At 68.8% G+C, this 20,260-nt stretch carries 13 protein-coding genes and 1 pseudogene; 5 read left to right on the forward strand and 9 right to left on the reverse strand.

Annotation, left to right across the window (positions count from 1 at the left end; translation table 11 throughout):
* Window positions 1-44 precede the first annotated feature (44 nt).
* The 7 genes from ABZ862_RS05630 to ABZ862_RS05660 form a co-directional block, all read right to left on the reverse strand.
* Window positions 45-3,629 carry a type I restriction endonuclease gene (locus tag ABZ862_RS05630; protein WP_360952695.1) on the reverse strand — a complete coding sequence of 1,195 codons (3,585 nt, stop codon included), beginning with the start codon at window positions 3,627-3,629 and terminating at the stop codon, window positions 45-47.
* Between the two features lie 239 nt (window positions 3,630-3,868).
* Window positions 3,869-4,954 carry a hypothetical protein gene (locus ABZ862_RS05635; RefSeq protein WP_360952698.1) on the reverse strand — a complete coding sequence of 362 codons (1,086 nt, stop codon included), beginning with the start codon at window positions 4,952-4,954 and terminating at the stop codon, window positions 3,869-3,871.
* A 127-nt stretch (window positions 4,955-5,081) separates the two neighbouring features.
* The gene (locus tag ABZ862_RS05640; RefSeq protein WP_360952701.1) at window positions 5,082-7,694 is read right to left on the reverse strand and encodes a class I SAM-dependent DNA methyltransferase; all 2,613 of its coding nucleotides are present in this window, start codon (window positions 7,692-7,694) and stop codon (window positions 5,082-5,084) included.
* Window positions 7,695-7,798: 104 nt separating this feature from the next.
* On the reverse strand, window positions 7,799-8,536 hold the full coding sequence (locus tag ABZ862_RS05645) for an RloB family protein (protein WP_360952704.1): 738 nt from the start codon (window positions 8,534-8,536) through the stop codon (window positions 7,799-7,801).
* A gap of 104 nt (window positions 8,537-8,640) precedes the next feature.
* Window positions 8,641-9,867 carry an AAA family ATPase gene (locus ABZ862_RS05650; RefSeq protein WP_360952707.1) on the reverse strand — a complete coding sequence of 409 codons (1,227 nt, stop codon included), beginning with the start codon at window positions 9,865-9,867 and terminating at the stop codon, window positions 8,641-8,643.
* Window positions 9,868-10,246: 379 nt separating this feature from the next.
* A complete protein-coding gene (locus ABZ862_RS05655; protein WP_360952710.1) occupies window positions 10,247-10,438 on the reverse strand; it encodes a hypothetical protein in 192 nt (63 codons plus the stop codon).
* A 12-nt stretch (window positions 10,439-10,450) separates the two neighbouring features.
* Entirely contained in the window at window positions 10,451-11,302 is an 852-nt protein-coding gene (locus tag ABZ862_RS05660; RefSeq protein WP_360953110.1) for a helix-turn-helix transcriptional regulator, read from the reverse strand.
* A 252-nt stretch (window positions 11,303-11,554) separates the two neighbouring features.
* Between ABZ862_RS05660 and ABZ862_RS05665 the strand changes: the two genes are divergently transcribed.
* Together ABZ862_RS05665 and ABZ862_RS05670 are read left to right on the forward strand one after the other, a co-directional pair.
* Entirely contained in the window at window positions 11,555-11,968 is a 414-nt protein-coding gene (locus tag ABZ862_RS05665) for an ATP-binding protein (protein WP_360952713.1), read from the forward strand.
* 210 nt (window positions 11,969-12,178) lie between these two features.
* A pseudogene (locus tag ABZ862_RS05670) lies at window positions 12,179-12,343 on the forward strand (type II toxin-antitoxin system prevent-host-death family antitoxin); the annotation flags it as partial.
* A 90-nt stretch (window positions 12,344-12,433) separates the two neighbouring features.
* Here the strand turns inward: ABZ862_RS05670 and ABZ862_RS05675 are convergent.
* Both ABZ862_RS05675 and ABZ862_RS05680 read right to left on the reverse strand, forming a co-directional pair.
* Window positions 12,434-13,054, reverse strand: coding sequence for a GNAT family N-acetyltransferase (locus ABZ862_RS05675; protein ID WP_360952715.1), 621 nt, complete (start codon window positions 13,052-13,054; stop codon window positions 12,434-12,436).
* Window positions 13,055-13,218: 164 nt separating this feature from the next.
* The gene (locus ABZ862_RS05680; protein WP_360952718.1) at window positions 13,219-15,078 is read right to left on the reverse strand and encodes a helix-turn-helix domain-containing protein; all 1,860 of its coding nucleotides are present in this window, start codon (window positions 15,076-15,078) and stop codon (window positions 13,219-13,221) included.
* A 262-nt stretch (window positions 15,079-15,340) separates the two neighbouring features.
* On the opposite strand from ABZ862_RS05680, the gene ABZ862_RS05685 reads away from it, so the two are divergent.
* From ABZ862_RS05685 to ABZ862_RS05695, 3 genes are all read left to right on the forward strand, one after another.
* A complete protein-coding gene (locus tag ABZ862_RS05685; RefSeq protein ID WP_360952721.1) occupies window positions 15,341-17,335 on the forward strand; it encodes a hydantoinase/oxoprolinase family protein in 1,995 nt (664 codons plus the stop codon).
* Window positions 17,336-17,411: 76 nt separating this feature from the next.
* A complete protein-coding gene (locus ABZ862_RS05690; protein ID WP_360952724.1) occupies window positions 17,412-17,840 on the forward strand; it encodes an acetone carboxylase subunit gamma in 429 nt (142 codons plus the stop codon).
* A 226-nt stretch (window positions 17,841-18,066) separates the two neighbouring features.
* Window positions 18,067-20,196: a hydantoinase/oxoprolinase family protein gene (locus tag ABZ862_RS05695; RefSeq protein WP_360952727.1), complete on the forward strand. Its 2,130-nt coding sequence runs from the start codon at window positions 18,067-18,069 to the stop codon at window positions 20,194-20,196.
* Window positions 20,197-20,260 lie beyond the last annotated feature (64 nt).

Here is a 20,260-nt window from a genome sequence, read left to right on the forward strand (position 1 = left end):
ACCATCTGGCACTGACACGAACCGCCACGGCCGTCTCGCCTCCGCTACCGATGTGGTCGTGTCTCGTAGCGCAGAAAGTCGCCGTGCCGCTCCACGGCGAGTTCGAGAAGTCCGGCCGCCATGTCCGCGGTGTCCTCCCATTCCAGGTGAAGGCGGTCGGCCACTTTGAAACGGAGCTCCCTGCGCACGTCGTCACGTGCATCGGCCTGCGCGGGGAAATGCGGCTGCCTCACGAGGCCCGCGATGTCCACGGTCAGTCCGCACGCCGCCTGGTACAGGTCGACCTCCGCCGGAACGGCGACCGCACCAGCTTGCTCGAGCTCCCGCACCAGTGCTCGGTAAACGGGCCCTTCGGTCAGCGGGTCGAGGCTCGGCCCTGAGTCCTCGACATCCTCCGTGACCTCACCGACGAGCCGCGTCAGGTCGGTGGCGGCCTGCTCGAAGTCCTGCTGCATCCGCTGGACGATCTCCTCCAGGCGGCTGCTGAACAGTTCGTAGCGGGCCCGGTCCGTGCCGATCTTCGCCGTGATGTGCGTCCGCAGCCGACTCACCATGTAGCGGGTTCTGGCGCGCACGTCGTGATTGGCGTCGACACGTTCCAAGAAGTCGGGTGCCGTCAGTTCCACAGGGGGGATTCGCAGCTCGACACCCGTCACACGGATGTGGTCAGCGATGAGCCTGCGTACCTTCGCCCCGTACCGACGGGGGCTGAACTCGTCGCGCCCGTCCAGGTAACTCTGCCGCGCGAGGTACTGGACCTCGCCGAGGTGGCCCGCGAGCTGCTCGTAGGTGAGGGCGTACGGTCTGGGCAGCACGGCTCCGAGAGCAGTGAGGAAGTCGCGCGCCAGCTCGTCGAACTCGCCGCGTGCCAGCGGGTCGGCGAGCAGGTCGAGGAGCTCCTCGCGACGCTGGTCGTCAGCCAGAGAGATGGTGCCATGTACGTCGTAGGACGCGAGATTCCGTGCTTCGAGGAAGCGAGCGACGGAGCCGTGCAGGTCCTTCAGGAGCCGGTCGGCGGCGGCGTCCGCCTGCAGGAGAAGCCCGTCGCCGGTGGGCTGCGTTCCCTCGAAGCCAGGGCTGAGGTGGTCGGCGGTCACGTTCTGATAGCCGTAGACCTCACGCAGATGGTGCTGCTCGTACGCGTGCAGGGACCGGGCGAGTTCGGGACCGATGCCGATGAAGTCGACGACCAGGCCCCACCTCTTGCGCGGATAAGGCCGGTTGGTGCGGGCCACGGCTTGTAGGAGGCCCACCCCGGAGAGGGCACAGTCCAGGTAGAGAACCTGTTCGACGGGGGCGTCGAAGCCGGTGAGCAGCATCGACTGGACGATGAGGAAAGCCAGTGGCTCGGCATCCTCCTGGTCGCCGTCGGGAGCACCCTGGCGATGGTCCTCCTCACCAACTGCTTCCCCCGCCAGCCATACGTCGGTCACGGGTGCACCGGGTGAGGACAGTCCCTGGCCCGGCACGCCATGGGGGTCTACGTTCCAGGAAGGGTCGACAGCGGTGTCGAATGGGTCGCCGAGGCCCGCCTTGAAGCGCTTGATATACGCGTCCTGCCGGGACTTCAACGTCCAGTTACGCCACTGAGCAGGGTCTTTCTGCCTGTCGCCGTGGATCACCACCGCGGCGTCGATGGAGTCGAGGATCTCACGGTGCGGCAGCATGGTGAGGAGCTTGCGTGTCTCCTCATCGGCTCCGAGTGCCGCCATGGGGTCGTAGCGCAGGGCCGGGTCGAGCGCGTCTAGCTGCTCGACCAATCGTTCACGAGCTGCCAGCAGAGCATCCCGGTAGAGGACGGCCGCGTGCCGTGACACCGCCACGATCTGTGCGCCGAACCGGTCGGGTAGTGCGTTGATCGCCCAGTGCCGGAGCATGTAGTCAGCCTTCTCCGCGATCACGGACGGGGCTTCCAGGACTTCTCTCTGGCGCGCGAACTTGCGCAGCACGCGTTCGCGCTGCTGGGGATCAGCGGGTACCTGCGCATCGAACCTGGCGTCCAGAACTGCCTTCTCGACGACCTCCAACGGCACTTCGTACGCCTCGTAGCGCACCGGGACCACGGACCGGTCCGCTTCCGCGTCGCGCAGCGTGTACGTGTCGACGAGTGGCCCGAAGATCTCCTCGGTTTTCTTGCGTGCGCCGCCGATGATCGGGGTGCCGGTGAAGCCGACGAGGACGGCGTTCGGCAGCAGGGCGCGCAGCCGTGCGTGCAACCAGCTGTCCTGGCCTCGGTGCGCCTCGTCGACGAGAACCACGATGTACGGGCTGGGGTTCGCGACCCGGACCTGGACGTGGGCACTCTCGCCGCCGGCCTCCGCCCCGAGGCTCTCCTCCCGCCCGTCATAGGCGGAGTCGTCACGTTGCGCCTTCTGGAGCATCACCAGCACGACATCTGGCACACGCACCGCGAGGTGCGCACGGGCATCCGCGACTCCGTCGGCGCGGTGGACGGTCTCCTCGGCCGCGGCCATCGACTCCAGGATCTGCTTCTCCAGATCGATGCGGTCGGTGACGACGACGACCTTGTGCCCCTTCAGTTCATGACTGCTTCTGAGGTGGCGTACGAGAAAGGCCATGGTGAGGCTCTTGCCGGAGCCCTGGGTGTGCCAGACGACTCCGCCCCGCCGGCCGGCGTCGTGCCCCGCCGCGATCGCCGCTGTACGTTCCCGCAGGGCACGGGCGAGCCTGCCCACGGCCCGGAACTGCTGGTAGCGGCCGACGGCCTTGAGGGTACGACCGCCCTGCCCGCGCTCGGTCGTGAAGTCCTTGACCAAGGCCAGGAGATGGGCAGGAGTCAGCACCCCCACGGCGAGGACGGCCATGTCTGTGCCGCAGCCGTCGGCGGATGCGGGTTCGGTCGTACGCCACGGCGTGAAGTACTCGGGGGTCGAGGTGATGGTGCCGAGTTCGGCGTACGTCCGGTCGGTGCCGATGAGGACCTGCGCGTAGCGGATGAAGTCGGGCACGGGGGCCGGGGAGCCCAGGCTCGCGTAGCGGCAGACCTGGCCCACCGCATCGTCCAGGGCGGCCCTGCTGTCGCTTCCGGACGTCAGCGGGGCCTTGCACTCGACGACGACCCAAGGCAGTCCGTTGACGAACAGCACGAGATCCGGTGTGACGTGAGACAGACCCTTGCGGTCCACGCGGAACTGGCTGACGGCCAGCAGATCGTTGCGTCCACCGTTCTCCCCGTGCCAGTCGACGAGTTGAACGTGCTCGGGGTCGCCCTTCTTCCACCCCGGCAGGGTGCGGGCGTTGACGCCGTCACGCAGCAGCTTGGTCACCGCGAGGTTGGCTGCCACTCCACGCTCGGCCGGCCCCTGGCCCGGGGCGGTGCCCAGCACGAGGGCGAGGAGACGGTCCAGTTGGGCGGGGGACAACCAGGTTCCGCCGCCTCCGGGAGCCGGGTTGATCCGTGCGACGGCGTCCCGGAAGCGGTCCTCGTAGACGACCTGTTCGTACGTCGCCCGCTGGGATGGAGCCGCGCTGCTGACAGGGCTTCCGGGCGGGGCACCTTCCAGGTGCTCCCACCCGAGCCTGATCAACTGTTCGATCAGCGGCTTCTCGGTCTTGACGTACTCCGGCCCGGCGTACCCAGACGCCTCGTGCTCCTGCCGCCCGCTCACCGCTGAACTCCCTGCCCTCACCATGCGCTCCAGCGCCGTCCTGGGGTGTAGGGCAACCCTACGTCTGGGTAGGGAGAGGGCCAGGGGTGTTTCGGTCTTTGGCCGGGACACGACGACGTGTGGCGGCGCCTGGGGCAGGCAGGCCCGACTTGAATCCGGATCACCCCTACGAACGGCGAGGGTTAGCCGTCGAAGAAGCGATGGAGAACGTTGGTGCGGACGAGCGCAGTCGATTGTGTTCAGGCAGCGTACGCCGTTGAGTGACCTGTGAGCAGGTCCTCAACAACGCCTCGTTGCACTGTACGCAGCTTGGCGATGCGCTGATTCAACAAGCGCGCTGCGCGACTTTCTGCTGCCCAGACGCTCACCACATGTTCCTGTTCGGCGCGGTCCACCCGAGGGAACGGAGCGGCCTCCAACAATTTCGAGTTGATCGTGTAAAGGCCGGAGCTGGTAGCGCAACGGGATTTCCAGTAGCTGCGCACCGTGCGCGAGTTGAGCCACAGCATGGCGTACTCGGGGAGTACGTCTTCGAAGCGGAGCCGGAAAAGATGATTCTGGTAAAGGAGATCGGTGTGGTCGGATCCGACAACTGCGCAACGCCCGATTTGCTCAGGGTCCGCATGGCCCTCGACCACGAGGAGGTCGCCAGAGGCCAACGAGTAGCGGCGACGGTCTCTCTCCATCGCCTCCAGAACGGCGATGTCACCTTCGATCCAGCCTTTGCGTACATTTGCCACACGCAAGTACCCCGTGGGCCTGAGGTTTGGTACACGGTGGGACCCGAGGGTGATGCCCGCGTCGATGGATACGCCTGCATCTTTGAGAGGGAGGAGCTCTCTGCCGCTCATTCCCAGGAGTCGCTCGATCAAGGCATCGATTGGCAGAGCCCGCTTGGCCGCCACCCGCACCAATGCCTCGATCTGCCGTTCGAACGCGGCATGCGCGGCGACGATTCGGCGCTGTTCGTCCAGTGGCATCCTGGGCACACGCAAAAGGTGTACGTCTGCCTGAGAGATTTTGTACTGACCGCTCGACCCTCGCATAACCTGATCGATCTGTTTACGGGCAGCGGCCGACGCAAGTGCGATGCCCAAGAAGCCCGGATCAATCACCTCAGTGTCGGGGACCAGTCGGAATACCAGGTCAGGAATCATCAGCCTGCGACGCACTTGTTGCACCGAACAGACCACGCCGACGAAGTCCTTGACGCCATTGGCCCGTGAGATCAGTACATTCCCTGGCTGCACCTCCAGCGAAGGACGGGGGGCTACGTCTCTCGGCAACGTCTTGGCCTCTCCTTCCAAGAAGGAGCCGGAGGTCACCGCGCTTAGTTTAAGCACCCCCCACTCATCACCCGCTGGAAGGCGCGGTTCACAGACCGGACTCCAACCCGTCTCCACCCGTCGGAGTACGTCCTTCAGGGGTACCGTCAGGCCATTGGCCACGTCCTCAGCGCCCATAACCCAACTCCTCCAGCCAGCCTCGCAGCTCTCCCTGAGCTTCCTCGCTCGCCCCCTCCAACTCACTCAACGGCACCGCGTATTTCTCCACCCACCGTCGGAACATCGCCACCAACTCGCGCCGCCCCACCGCGGCCGCCGTGTCGAGGCGCCCCGTCAGGTTCTCGTCCAGCACCGCCAGAACGACAGCTTGCGTCTGCTCCTCGTCTGCGAGTACGCGCTTTGATGCGTCCTTCAGTTCCGGCAGAAAGCGATCGTCCAGCGCCTTGCGCTTCCTCGTCGCAGCCGCCCGGGTCTTGCGGCATGCCGTCAACTCGGCCTCCAGGCGGGCCAGCTCTTCGGGCGAGACCAGCTCGGCGGTCTCCTCCGCAGCCGAGCCGTCGTCCTCACCGTCCTCCGACGAGGGCTTCGCCGCAGTCAACGCGTCCGCTGCCTCCTTGTACGCGGCGTCCGCCGTCGTGACCTCCGCTTCCACGATCGTGTACTGCTTGAGGAAATCCGGGATGAGGTGGTGCACGACCGGCTGATCGAGTGCGCGACGGCGGTCGGCTGCCGAGACCGTGGTTTTCGGCTTCCGGGCGGAGCCGGTGCTGCTCACCGATCCCTCCGCCGGCTTCACGATCGCCTCCGTCGAGTCGACCCAGCCTTCGAGGACCCGTCCGAAGCCGCCCGCCGCCAGAGCTTTCATGTCGTAGCGTGCGTGCGTCCACCAGTCGGCGATGATGCCCGCCGTGCGGTACTCGTCGAGGACACCCACGCCGCCGATCGACTCCGTGAAGCCCGCGAGTACCCCGGCCCGCAGATCCATCAGCTTCCCGTCCTCGGCCAGTTTGCCGAAGAGTGCCGAGCCCTTCGTCCACCATTCCGCGTACGCGACCCGCAACGAGGCTTCTTTCGCGGCGGCCTGCTCCGTGATGCGCTCGACCGTGGCAGCAGGTTCCTCGGGCAGGAAGTCGTAGTAGTCGGGATCACCGTCGCGTGCGGCGAACAGCGTCGACGCGTCGACCCCGTACGCTCCGAACAGGTCCGCCTGCGCCGCGACCTCCGACACGGGGACGCCGCCGTACAGATGAGCCCGTACGTCCTGCGGCTCTGCGGGTGGCGAATTGTCCACCCAGCGGCGGATGTTGAGGTTGGCGCCCTCCGCGAGAAGGTCCTTCACCTCCACCCAGCGCGAGTAGCCGGGGAGTTCCCGCCCCCGCTGGAACACCGTGACGATCTTCTCGACGTGTTCGGGGGCCAGCTCGTTCTGGTTGCGACCGACCGTGAACTCTCGGTCGGCGTTGATGAAGAGGACCTTCTTGCTGCGGTCGGGATGCTTGCGGCGCGGGCGGCGCAGGATGAGCACACATGCCGGGATGCCCACGCCGTAGAAGAGGTTCGGGCCGAGTCCGATCACCGCTTCCACACAGTCGTCGCGAAGCAGCTCCTCCCGGATCTCCTTCTCCTTGCCGCCGCGAAAGAGCACGCCGTGCGGCATGACGACGGCGACCACACCCCGTTCCTCCAGCACCGAGATCATGTGCTGGACGAACATCAGGTCGGCCTTCTTGCCCTTCTCGGGCGCCCAGCCCCACTGCATGCGCGTGCCGTGCGCAGCGTCTGCGGCAGCCACCTGTGGCTGGTCGTAGGGCTGGGAGAAGGGAGGATTGGAGAGGACCTTGGTGAAGGTGGTCAGGCGTCGGTTCGCGTCCAGGTGAAGCGGTTCCGTGAGAGTGTCGCCGTGCTGGAGGTCGAACTTGCGGATGCCGTGCAGCACCATGTTCATGCTTGCCATCGACCAGGACGCGGGATTGCGGTCCTGGCCGTTGATGCCGAGTTCGTCAGGGTTGCCGCCATGCTCCTCGACGTACTCACGGGCGGCGATGAGCATGCCGCCGGAGCCCATGCAGGGGTCGTAGACGCTCTCCAGGGGCTGCGGGTCCAGGAGCCGCACCATCATCCGCACCACTGATCGCGGCGTGTAGAACTCGCCACCACTCTGGCCTGCGGAGTCTGCGAACCGGCCGAGGAGGTACTCGTAGGCCGCCCCCAGCATGTCGGGGAATTCGAAGTCTTCGTTGCGGAGGCGGTAGAGGCTGAAGTGCCTGATCAGGGCCAGCAGTTCACTGGGTGTGAAGCGGGACTTATTGCCCGCGACCGCGTTGAACTCGATGTGCGAGGCGACGCCGGACAGTCTGGTGTTGCCTTCTTGGAGCGCTACGAGGGCCTTGTCCAGGTACTCTCCCACCTTCATCGGGTTGCCGTCGGGGCCTCGGGTCTCCGCGGTGAGGCCCTCGATGCCCGGAACGGTCACCTCAGGGTGCTCGGGGTCGAGTACGTGCGGCCCTGTCCACCAGCGTGCGCGCGGCGGGACGTAGAAGACGTGGCGGTAGAAGTCCGGGTTGTCAGCCCGCTGCAGCGCTTTCGTCTCGCTGCCCGTCGCCCTCAGCCGCTCCTGATAGGTGCTCTCCCACTCGGGTTGGAACTCGTCCGATGCCCGCTTGAGGAACAGCATCCCGAAGATGTAGTCCCGGTAGTCCGAGGGCTCCATACGTCCGCGCAGGATGTCGGCGGCGGCGAAGAGATGCCGCTCCAACTGGGGAAGGGTGATTCGGGCCACGCGTCGGTCCTTCTTCGGAAAGTGGGTGAGGAGTGCCGGGGCAGCGTAGGTGCCCGGCGGCTTCGGCGGAAACCGATCGAAGCGCTTGATCTCGGGTATCTGGGTCAGTCGTCGTCGTGCTCGATGCCTAGGCTGACGAGAAGGCGCCACACATCGGTGGACGGGTCCCGGTCCAGGACCTTGCAGTCCGGAGCGTGGCCGGAGCGGGCGGACCACTTCCGGGGCGACTGGGGCAGGTGGTCAGGGTTGTGGGGGCTGGTGCGGTCCACGGGAGCGGCCTTGTGCTGGCCGGCTTTGCACGCTCCGTGCTCGCACTGGGAGACGAGGCTCTTGGCGTGCGCGATGGCGGCCTTGGTCTTGCCGTGTAACGCCGTGCGACGCGCCCCCTGGATGCTCTTGTCGTTCTTCTTGTCGAAACGCCTGAAAGCCGGATCGGCCGTGCGGAGCTTGTTCACCACGTCCGTGCTCTTGCCGCTCTGCCGCCCCCCGTAGGCCTGGAAATGCAGGAGCAGCCAGAGGTCGAAGGAAGGGTGGGAGAAACAGATCTCCGTGCCGTCGGTCGCGGCATCCTCGACGGCCTGAGGGATCCGTGTGTGCTCGTCGCGGTCGAACAGCGCCCAGGTCTCGTCTGTCGCGGCGTACCGGCGCACGGCTTCGACCACCTGCTCGGGCAGCAGGCCGTTCGCCTTGTAGACGGGGACGATCCGGAACGGCTGCCCCGTGCGTTCACCGGACCCGAACCGCTTGACCAGGTAATCCAGGTAATCCGGCTCGGTCGACTCCCCCTCGCAGCCCACGTAGAGGACCCGCTCCTGCTTGTACTCGGTCGCAGGGGCGGGCACCAGTGACCGCACCTCGGCGCTCCCCGTACGCCTTTTCCGCTTCTTCGGTACAGCCTCGGACTCCTGGCCGCCCGACATCTGCCCCTGCCCGCCGCCCCACCCGCTCACGCTGACGCCTTCGCCTCCCGCTCGAGTTCCCGTTCCTTCTCGCGCCAGGTCAGGGCACGGGCGATCTCGCCCACGCTGACCCGGGGCGAACCGCCGTACCGGCCGCGTAGGTATCCGCGTTCCAGGTCCTCGTCGTCGCCCGGCCCGGCTGCCGCGAGCGGATACAGGTCGGTCTCGCCTGATGTCTTCTTCGAGGTGATCCACACCTGCTCGCGGGCGAGCGGACGGTCCAGGACCGCGCTGCCGAGCAGCGTCGCGTCGTGGGTGGTGAAGATCAGTTGCGCACCGCGTGGATTGGACCTGGGGTCCTGGAAGAGCCGCACGACTTCGGCGGCCAGTGTGGGGTGGAGACTGGAATCGAGCTCGTCCACCAGGAGCACCGTGCCGGCGTCGAGTACGGAGAGCATCGGGCCGAGGAAGGCGAACCAGGAGTGCGTGCCGAGCGACTCCTCGCCGATGAAGTCAAGCGCGACGTCGCTGCCGTCCGAGCTGCGATGGCGCAGGGCGATCTCACCGGATTTACGGTCGATGTCGATGCCGCTGATGCCCAGATCGGCGATGGACAGCAGTTCGACGAGCCACTGCCGGTAGTCCTTCCCGCGCTTCGGGTCGGCCAGCAGACGCCGTGTCCAGTCACTTCGGGCCTTTACGTCCTGGCCGGGGGTCATCATCCACAGGTTGTCCAGGAACCACCTGTGGAGGGCGGTGAGCTGCGGGTCGTTGAGAGTGGCACCCGTGGACAGGAAGAGGGCGTCAGGGCGGGTGACGGGCACCAGTATGTCCCGCTGCCCCCGGAAGCCGTGACTCGCACCAGGGCCGGAGTCGGGGAAGAGGAACTCACCGCCGTCGGCATCGGGGCGCTCGGCCTCCCGGTCGAACCAGACGACACGCTTGCCCTCGGGATAGGCGTGCAGCCATTCCGCCTCCACCCGCTCGTCCGAGAGTTCGAAGCCGTAGGTGTAGCGGACCGGACTCGCGCCCAGCATGAGGTCGACCTCATAGAGCGTCGTCTCGTCCGCGGCGGCCGGGTCCAGCTTGAACGGGTGACGCGGAACGCCCGGCTTGGTGGCCCATTCCGCGAACGACGTGCGTACCGCATCGCGCATGTCGAACAGGGCGCGAAGAAGATTTGTCTTGCCGGATGCATTCGCACCGAAGACGCCGATCACGGGGAGGACCGACACGTCCTGACCGTGATCGCGCAGCGCCGTCGTACGCGCCACGCCGTCTCTCGCCGAGGTACCGACCAACGACAGCTCGCACTCATCACGAATCGAGCGGTGATTGGCCACCCGAAAGCGGAGGAGCACCCTCGACCTCCCGTGGGACGGGGAGGTGGCCCCGTCTCGTACCTGATCCTCTGCGGACGATCCGCACACGAAGCCTATGACGGCAGCCAGTGAGGGGCCAGTCCCGGGCCTGCCGCCGGAAGGGGGTGTCCCGCTCCCCAGGAGGTGGGAACAATCGCCGACCCCAACGTGCGGCTCGGGGTGAAGCCGGTGCGTCCCTGTGCCTGCTCCATCCGGTCGTGATCGGTCCGGGACGCACCTCGTCAAGATCGCGTTGACGTTCCGTGACCTCTGCGAGGCGCGCCGCGGGGGCCTACAGCAAGTGGTCGGCCTTGCCGGCCTTGATGTCCGTGATGAGGGTGCGCAGGGCTTCGAGGGAGTCGGTGAGGTACTGGTCCTCCTGGCCGTTGACGGCTATGTAGCCGTTGCCGTCGGCGTCGGTGCCGAGGCGGAAGCAGGAGCTTCCTTCGCCGCAGAGCGGGGCTTCCCAGGTGATGTCAGCCATCTTTGCTTCTCCTCACAGCTGTTGGGCGATCCGGCGGACGAAGTCGCGGGACCGCTCCGGGGACAGTGCCATGTCTTCCAGCAGGTCGAGTTGCGCCTGGTATTTCGCGAGTTGGCCGTCGGCGTACAGGAAGACAGGTCCATGCGAGTTGTCCACCTGCACGGTGTCGAGCTGCGGCACGGGCCCCTCGGAGTAGGCGACCGTGTGTCCTGCTCCGGGAAAGGCGCCGTGAGTGAAGGGTAGGACGAGCACGGTCACGTTGTCCCACTCGGAGACGTCCATCAGGTGCTCCAACTGTGCCTGGGCGACGTCCCGTCCGCCGAACTGCATCCGAAGCGCTGCCTCGTGGATCACGGCAACATACGGAGCCGGATCGTCGCCGGTGATCACTCTCTGCCGTTCCGAACGGTGGGCCAGGCGGAGCGCGACCTCGTGCTCGGGAAGCTGGGGGACGACGGCTCGGAAGATGGCCATGGCATGCGCTGATGTCTGGAGCAGCCCTGGCACGTGCACGGTGTTCGCGCCCCGCAGGCGCACAGCGTCGGCCTCCGTTTCGGAGATGTCCAGCAGTCCTTGGGGCAGGCTGCCCCGGTAACGCTCCCACCAGCCCGTTCTGTTCGGCTCCACCATCTCGGCCAGGGCATCGACGTACTTCTCGTCGGTGCAGTCACAGTTGCAGGCCAGTGTGCGCAGCCGTTCGGCGCTGATCCCGCGAAGGCCGGATTCCATGTTGGAGATCCTGCTCCGGTCGACGCCGAGGAGCCCTGCGGCGTACTCCGCGGACATGCCGGCTGCGGTACGCATCCTGCGCAGTTCACTTCCCAGACGCTTCTGACGTTGGGTGAGGACCGTTCTGGGCGGCATGTAGTTCCTTCCGTGCCGTGCGTGCCCGTCTGGGGGCTTTGAGCGAACGTTCACCACTTCGAGGCCATTGTTACGGAACACGTGGCAATTATGGCCCCCAGTATCCTACTGTCAGTATCGCGCACGCTACACACCGCAACGCCGGAAGCGCACCGCGCGAGCATGCCCGTCCGTCCTGGGGCGGGTGTGTCCGCGGCCAGGGCGGTAGGCCACCGGCGGCCCCAAACCCCTCACGCAGTCGTGGAGTTCGCCATGCCCGAGATCCCCCTTGTGCCCGTCCACTGGCGCTTCCCCGCCGACCCCGCCTCCGTGCGGCGGGCCCGGCACGCCGTCACCGAGTCGCTGCCGCAGGTGCTCCGCCCTCATCTGGGGGACGACCTCGGTCTGTTGACGTCCGAGCTGGTCACCAACGCCATCCGGCACGGCGTCGGCCGGGAGGACGAGGACCTCATCGAGCTCGTCCTGTGGCCCGCCGACGGGCACTACTGGCTCGCCGTCTCCGACCCGGGCTCCGGCAAGCCCATGGTGGTGGAGCCGGACATGGACGCCGAGAACGGCCGGGGTCTGCTCCTCGTCGATCGCCTGGCCGCCGCCTGGACCGTCCGGCCCCGTCCCGCACATGGAACGTCCGTGATCGCGGGCCTCGCTCTGCGTCAGAGCGGCTGAGACGGCGGAGTCGCCTGCCTGGAGAGGCCGAAAGGGCTGGTGGGGCGCATTGTTCGAGGTGCGGGGCCCGGCCGTCGAGGTCGTGGCGGCGTCTCCGGCCCCCGCCGCGCAGCGGGTCGCCGTTCTCGCGGCGCGTGAGTGGCCCGCCGTACGCCGGGATGCATCGCGTGGTGATGCGTTGTCTTGCACCGGTCACCGAAGGAGTCATCCATGTCCATGACCGCGAGTGAGGCCCGTAGGGCGTTTTTTCCGCTGATCAAGAAGGTCAATGACGATCACGAGGCCATCGAGATCGTCTCCAGGCACGGGAATGCCGTGCTCCTCTCCGCCGAGGACTACTCGGCCCTGCGGGAGGGCGCCTACCTGCTGCGATCGCGTCAAGCGTGATCGTCTGGGGACACACCGGTGGCCTGCCCGGCTACGCCAGCGAGATCTGCACCGACAGATCGCGCGGCGGCGTCGGGCTCACCTGCCTGATCGAGGGCCGATGTCCGCGGCCAGCGCCGCGTAGATGTACTCGCTGCCCCAGCGATCCCCGTCGAGGTCGTTCTCGACCAGGTGTGCCTCCCGGCGCATCCCGAGGCGCTCGCAGACCCGCACGGACCCGGTGTTCTCCACATCCAGCCGTGCGTAGAGCCGGTGCACGCCCAGTGTGCCGAAGGCGAACCCGGCCAGCGCCGCGGCCGCCTCGGTCGCGTAGCCGTGCCCCTGGTGACGTGGGTCGAGAGTCCAGCCGATCTCGGCCTGGGCGGCGCGGGCGTCAGCCAGGGTGAGGCTCACCTCGCCCAGGACGCCGGGATCGTCGCGTCGGCAGACGGCGAGCGCCAGCTTGTCCCCGTCGGCGCGCCAGGCCGTCCGCGCCGCGCGCTCGGCGGCAACCTGTTCGCTGCGCTCCCGCGTGTGCGCCGGCCGGTACAGGTAGCGCGCCACGCTCGGCAGGCTCTGGTAGGCGTACAGGTCGCCGGCGTCGCCGGGAGTGAACGGACGCAGCGACAACCGGGCCGTGGCCAACGGCAGCAGCGAGGCGACGTCCACGCGGACCTCCGGGATGCGGATGTGGATCACCGTGCGGGCTGATTTTCGCATCACGACTGCCCGGCAGCCACGCCTTTTCCACAGAGGCGCCCGGCAGTCCCGCTCCACCATGAGGCGCGGCGTTCCAGGAGTTGTCCACGGACACTGACCCACGCTCCCGGCCGAGGCGGGTGTCCGGTCGGGTGGCTGCTCCGAGCCGCCGTCCCGGCCGCCGCTCAGGCCGTGATCCCGTACGACCGCAGCTTGCGATACAGGCTGCTGCGGGACATGCCGAGGTGGGTGGCGGCGGCGACGCGGTTGCCGTCCTTGTCGCGGAGGGCGGCGACGATGGCGTCGCGTTCGGCGGCCTCGATGCGGGTGAGGAGCTTGTGGGACCGGGTCTGGCAGTAGTTCGGGAGGTCCTGGTCCTGGATCTCGCCGACCGGGCGGGCACGGAGGGAGTGGGTCAGGGCCTCGCGGAGTTGGGAGACGTTGCGGGGCCAGGTGTAGCGGGCGACGGTCCGCAGGGCGGTGGGGGAGAGGCGGACCCGCCGGCCCGGGGCGATCTCCTCCAGGACCCGGCCGACGACGAGCGTCAGGTCCTCGGTGCGGCAGCGCAGCGGCGGGACGGTCACGGCGACCTCGAAGTGACCGAGGAGGGCGTGGAAGGGGAGGTCGGAGTCGAGGCTGGAGTCCGACACCGTCGCGGCGAAGGTGACCGGAGCCGTCGTCGAGCCCAGTGTCGTGAACAGCTCGTCGATGCGCTCGACCCCCTCCGTGCTCGCCTGGTCGATGTTCCGGACGATGCACAGGGTCTGCTCACGGGTGCCGGCCAGCAGCGCGTCGAGGTCGCTCTCCGGGCCGGAGTGCAGCTGGCTGGCGTCGACGGCGATACTGCGGCCACCGGGGTGGTCGGCGTGGAAGAGCTCGGTGACCAGGGTGAACTTGCCCGCCCCGGTCTCGCCGAGGACGATCGTCGGGGCGTTCGCGGCCAGGGCGTCGCGCAGTTCCGCACAGGCCCGGATCCAGGCAGGCGACGAACCGGAGGCGATCGGCACATGCGGCCGGCGCAGGTCGCCGACGAGCTCCCGGGTCCCGGCGCCCGCCGTCGCCACCCGGGGCAGGACACGGTCGTCGAACCCCGTGCCGGGGGCGGCCTGAAGGGGATGTGACGGCCGGTCGGTCACGGCCTCGGCGATGACGACGATGCCGGCCGTGTCGGAGCCGGAGACGATCCGGGTCCCGCGGATGCGGATCAACCGGCCGGACCGCAGGGTCATGGTCTCGCTGACCCGGTCACGGCGGGTCATGAGGAAGGCGGCGTGCTCCCGTACGGCCAGCTGCTCGACCGGGTCGAACAGGGCCTGGGCCGAGGCGTTGGCCATGAACACCGAGTCCGCGAAGGCGAACACCGCCTGCCGGGCCGAGCGGGCGTCGGCCCGCAGATAGGTCTCGAAGAGCGCCTGCTGGGCCTGGTTGCGGTCGAGCAGGAGATTACGCCCGATGTCCTTGGCCGCCGACTTGACGAGCGTGTGCACCAGCGGGTTCCACGCGTCGGCCAGCGTGGAGATGTCGAGGATGCCCTCGATGCGCCCGGTCAGCGGGTCGATGACCGGGGCCCCGGTACAGGCGAAGGCCTGCAGCTCCTCCGTGAAGTGCTCGGGGCCGACCACGGACACCGCCTGCCCCGCCTCCAGGACGGTCCCGACCCCGTTGGTGCCCTTCTTCCCCTCGGCGTAGTTGAATCCCGGGGCGAAGTCGACCCGGTCGAGCAGCCGCCCGACCGCCGTGGAGGAGTCCCGGCGCTGCACCAGGCGGGCCCGGCTGTCGGTGAGGGCGATGACCAGCGGCAGATCGGCGGTGTCGTTGCCGAGCTGGTCGAGGACCGGCTCCGCGCAGCGGACGAGCCGGGAGCCGGTGTCGATGTCGTCGCTGAAGTCCGTCGGCGGGCGGGAGACGTCGACCCCGGCCCGCTGACTGCGCATCCAGGACGCCGCGAGGACGTCGGGAACGCCCGCGGTGCCCTGCTGTCCGTACTCCAGGAAGTCGGCACGGGCCGCCGCCATGCGCAGCAGCCTGCTGTTCCTGTCCGGCATCCGGCCTCCTCGTCGCGGCCACCGGCACGTGCGGCCCTCACGCGCCGAGCCCTCATGATGCCCGTGCGGACGGCCCGTACCCAACGGGCGTGCGTGTCCCAAGTTGGGACGCCCAAGTGCCCTGGGACGCCAGCACCTTGGATCTCACCGTCGAGGGCGACGGCCGGGCCGGACACCGGGAGTTCACCTCCCGGCGGCGGCCGCGTCGCTCCCGCGGGTCCGTTGCAGCCCGAGTTGCAGCCAAGGCAGCCCAAGGAGTGGCATGGAAACCCCCACCGGCATCGGCGACGGTGCGACAACCACCGGAACCGGCAGCGGTGCGACACCCGCCGGCATCGGCAGCGGTGCGACCCTCATCAACATCGACAACGGCGGGACCCTCACCGACATCTGTGTCTGGGACGGCACCGGCTTCACCTTCACCAAGACGCTCACCACGCCCCACGACCTCTCCGAGTGCCTCTTCACCGGCGTGGAGAAGGCGTCGGCCGCCCTGTACGGCACGCCCGACACCGAGCGGCTGCTGCACGCGACCCAGCACATCCGGTACTCCACCACCCAGGGGACGAACGCGCTCGTCGAGCGCCGCGGCCCGATGATCGGTATCCTCACGCCCCTGACGGACCTGGGCCCGGCGATGCGGGCCACGGACGCCGAGAAGGAACTCTTCGAGAGCCTCGTCGGCGACCGCCTCCTCACCATCGACATGGACGCCGACGACGAGACGGTCGACTTCGAGGTCGTCCAGCAGATCAACCGGCTGGCCACGCTCGGCGCCGCCCGCGTGGTCGTCGCGGGCGCCGACCCGGAGCAGGAGCGCCGGCTGCGGACGGTCCTGCTGCGCAAGTTCCCCCGGCATCTGCTCGGCTCCATCCCGGTCATCTACAGCTGGGACCTGGCGGGCGACCGCAACGACCGCCGCCGCGTCTGGTCGTGCGTCCTCAACTCCTTCCTCCACCCCACGATGGAGCGTTTCCTCTACGGCGCCGAACGGCGCCTGAAGTCCTACCGGATCCTCAACCCGCTCCTCGTCTACCGCAACGACGGCGCCTCCTCACGGGTCGCCAAGTCGGTCGCGCTCAAGACGTACTCCTCCGGCCCCCGCGGCGGCCTGGAGGGCACGGCGGCGCTGGCCCGCGCGTACGGGCTCGCCCACACCCTGATGATCGACATCGGGGGCACCACGACCGACGTCGGTGTGGTCGTCGGTGACCGGGTGGCGGCGGCCGAGCGCGGCACGATCAAGGGCGTACCGGTGTCCTACCCGATGAGTGACGTCGAGTCCCGGGGCGTCGGCGGATCCTCCGTCATCGCGGTCGAGGACGGCCGGATCACGGTCGGCCCGGAGTCCGTCGGAGCGGCCCCCGGCCCGGCGTGCTTCGGCTTCGGCGGCAAGCAGGCGACGATCACCGACGTCAACCTGCTCCTCGGCGTCCTCGACCCGGACACCTATCTCGACGGCACCTTCCGGCTGGACGCGGAGCGCGCCCGGGCCGTCGTCACCGACACCGTCGCGACGCCGCTCGGGATCGGTCTGGAGGAGGCCCTGGTCCGGATGGAGCAGGCGTACTTCGAGACGCTGTCCTCGACGTTCGCGCACCTCGTCACCGAGGACACCACCCTGGCCGCGTTCGGCGGCGCCGGACCGATGAGCGCGGCCGGCGCCGCCCGGCCCGCCGGGGTGCGCCGGGTCCTCGTCCCCCGTACGGCGGCGGTCTTCTCCGCGTTCGGCATCTCCTTCTCCGACGTCGGCAAGACCTACGAGGTCGGGGCGCCCGAGCCGACGACCGAGGCGACCCGGCAGACGTACGGCGAACTCCTCGTCCGGGCCGAACGGGACATGTTCCAGGAGGGCTTCGCACTCGGCGACTGCGAGACCGCCTGGGAGCTGAGCGTCGAGGCGGAGGACGGGACGCCGGTGTCACGCTCCCCCTACCGTCCCGGAGACCCGGCCGACCACCCGGGCCGGCAGGTCTCCCTCCGGCTCACCGTCACCGCCCCGCTGCCGCACCCCGACGTGACCCCGGAGAAGGAGACCGCGCCCCGGCCCGCCCCGGTCTCCGGAACCCGCTCGGTGCGCTCGGCGGCCGACCGGGTCGACGAGGTGCCGGTCCACGTCCTGACCGAGCTCGGCCCCGGCGACACGGCCGCCGGCCCGGCGATCGTCGAGGGCCCCTTCTTCACCGCCCGCGTCCTGCCCGGCTGGGTCTTCCGGGTCACCTCGTCCGGAGACCTGCTGCTCAACGACACGCTCTGACCTGCGGCGCCCGGCGCCCGGCCCCCGGCCCCCGGCTCCCGAATCCCTGAAACTTCCGTCCCCGAAGGAGGCTCCCATGCGAGTCCCCATGACCGAGTACCTCGTCATCGACCTCGGCACCGAACGCTGGGTGTGCCGGGTCTGTGACCAGGACATGGGCAGCGCGCACGGCAACTACAAGGAGGGCACTCTGGTCTACGACCGGGACCCCCGCGAGATCCACCAGCCGGTCATCGACCCCGAGCGTTACGAGTTCACCTTCTCCCCGGACCCGGAGTACTGCCGGATCCTCGAGTACTACTGCCCCGGCTGCGGCACCCAGATCGAGACCGAGTACATCCCGCCGGGCCACCCCCCGACGGTCGACATGCTCATCGACGTCGCCGCGCTGCGGGCGCAGTGGGAGGCACGCGGTACGGACCCCGAGGAGGTCCACACCTACGGCCCCGGCGAGGACGCCCAGAAGTACACCGCGGCCCTCAGGGCCACCGGCCACGTCCGCTGACCTCGCCGCGCCCCGGCCGACCTGGCCCCCTTGGCGCCCCCGCGCCCCCGCGCCCCGGCAATCCGTGCCCCCTTGGCACCACCCGCCCCCTCGGCGCCCCCGGCACTCTGGCGCCCCGCGCCCCAGGCGCCCCGCGCCTCCGGCGACCCGGCGCCCGAGGCACCCCGCCTCCGCGCCCCAACGCCCGCGCCCGAGGCGCCCCGCCCCCGACTCCTCAGGGACACCCATGAAGCGCATCTCCGTCGACATCGGCGGCACGTTCACCGACTGCTTCTTCGTCTGGGACGACCAGTACGTCGAGGCCAAGGCCCTGACCACCCACCACAACCTCGCCCTCGGCTTCAACGAGGCCCTCGACCTGGCGTGCCGGCGGGCGGGGCTCGACCGCGGCACCGTCCTCCAGGAGGTCGACTCGGTCCGCTACGCGACGACCCTCGGCACCAACGCGCTCATCGAGCGCAAGGGCCCCAAGGTCGCCGCGATCGTCACCCACGGCTTCGAGGACACGATCCCGCTCTCCCGGGGCCGCGGCTACGGCGAGGGCCTGGACTACTCGATGCAGCAGAACCTGCCCGCGGCCGAGCGCCCGGAGCCGATCGTGCCCCGCCACATGATCCGTTCCGTCAAGGAGCGCATCGACTGGGCGGGCAAGGTCGTCGCCCGCCTCGACGACGAGGACGTGCGCACGGTCGTCCGCGAACTCGTCGACGCCGGTGCGGAGGCGATCGTCGTCAGCCTCGTCAACGCGACCGAGAACCCGGTCCACGAACTCGCGATCCAGGAGATCATCCTGGAGGAGTTCCCCGCCCACGAACTGGGCGCCATCCCCGTGCTGCTGGGCCATCAGGTCTCCGGCCGCAAGGGCGAGTACGTCCGGGCGACGTCGACGATCATCGACGGCTTCCTGCACGAGATCATGTTCCACGCGCTGTCGCAGCTGTCGAACAACCTGCGCGACTCCGGCTACGACAAGCCGATGCTGGTGATCCACAACTCCGGCGGCATGGCGCAGATGAACTCGACCGACGCCCTCCAGACGATCCACTCCGGCCCGATCGCCGGTGTCGGGGCGGCCGAGCACCTCTCGACCGAGACGGGCCTCGGGCACGTCATCTCGACCGACATGGGCGGCACGTCGTTCGACATCGGCCTCGTGCCCGAGGGCGGCGTCAAGCACTACGACTTCCTCCCCACGATCGACCGCTGGCTCGTCTCGGTGCCGATGGTCCACCTCGACACGCTCGGCGCGGGGGGCGGTTCGATCGCCACGTACGACCGTATCCACGACTCGATCAAGATCGGCCCGGAGTCGGCCGGCTCCAACCCCGGTCCGGCCTGCTACGACCGCGGCGGTCTGCGCGCGACGGTGACCGACGCCGACCTCCTCCTCGGCTACCTCGACCCGGACAACTACGCCAACGGGTACATCAAGCTGAACCCGAAGCGCTCCCGGTTCGCCATCGAGGAGACCCTCTGCGACCCGCTCGACCGGGACGTCCTCGACATCGCGAAGGCGATCAAGGACGGGGTGGACGAGCAGATGGCGATCGGCATCGGCAAGGAGCTGCGGGTCCGCGGCTATCTGCCGGAGGACTTCACGATGCTCGCCTACGGCGGCAACGGCCCGCTGCACGCCTGCGGCATCGCCCGGCACGCGGGGATCAGGCGGGTGCTGGCGCCGCCGTTCTCCTCGGTGTTCTCCGCCTGCGGTGCCGGGAACATGAAGCAGCTCCACTTCCACGAGCGCGGCGTCCACGTCACGATGTACAACCCGACGACACGTCAGCTCTTCGACCGCTACGGCGAATTCAACGCCGTGGTCGAGGAACTGGAGGCGCAGGGACGCGAGGACCTGGTCCGCCAGGGCTTCGCCGCCGAGGACGTGCGGTACCGGCTCGAACTCGACATGCGCTACGGCAACCAGCTGCTCACCCAGGCGGTGGCGCTGGAGGACATCACCCGGATGAACGGCGTGGCCGACGTCCTCGCCATGATCAGGATCTTCGGTGACGTCTACAGCCACCGCTTCGGGGCGTCGAGCGCCGCTCCGGAGGCCGGTATCCGGTGCAACACCGTCCGGGTCGCCTCGTACGTCGACGGGGACGTCGTGAGCTTCGAGTCCCTGGACGCCGGGGGAGAGCGCACGGTCCCGGCCGAGGTCTCCCGCCGTGACGTCGTCTTCATCGGCCGGGACGACACGGTCAGCACGCCCGTCTACGACCACACCGCCCTCACCGAGGCGCACGTCGTCCCCGGTCCGGCGATCGTCACCACGGAGAACACGACGTACCTCGTGGAGCCCGGCTGGCGGCTCGAACCGACGAGCCAGGGCGCGGTCTGGTTCCTCCAGGACTGACCTCCTGTACACGCCCACACGCCCGTACACGCCGCCGACCCGCCACGCGAGCGACACAGAAGGA

It is taken from the genome of Streptomyces sp. NPDC047000, assembly GCF_040644295.1.
Lineage (GTDB): Bacteria > Actinomycetota > Actinomycetes > Streptomycetales > Streptomycetaceae > Streptomyces.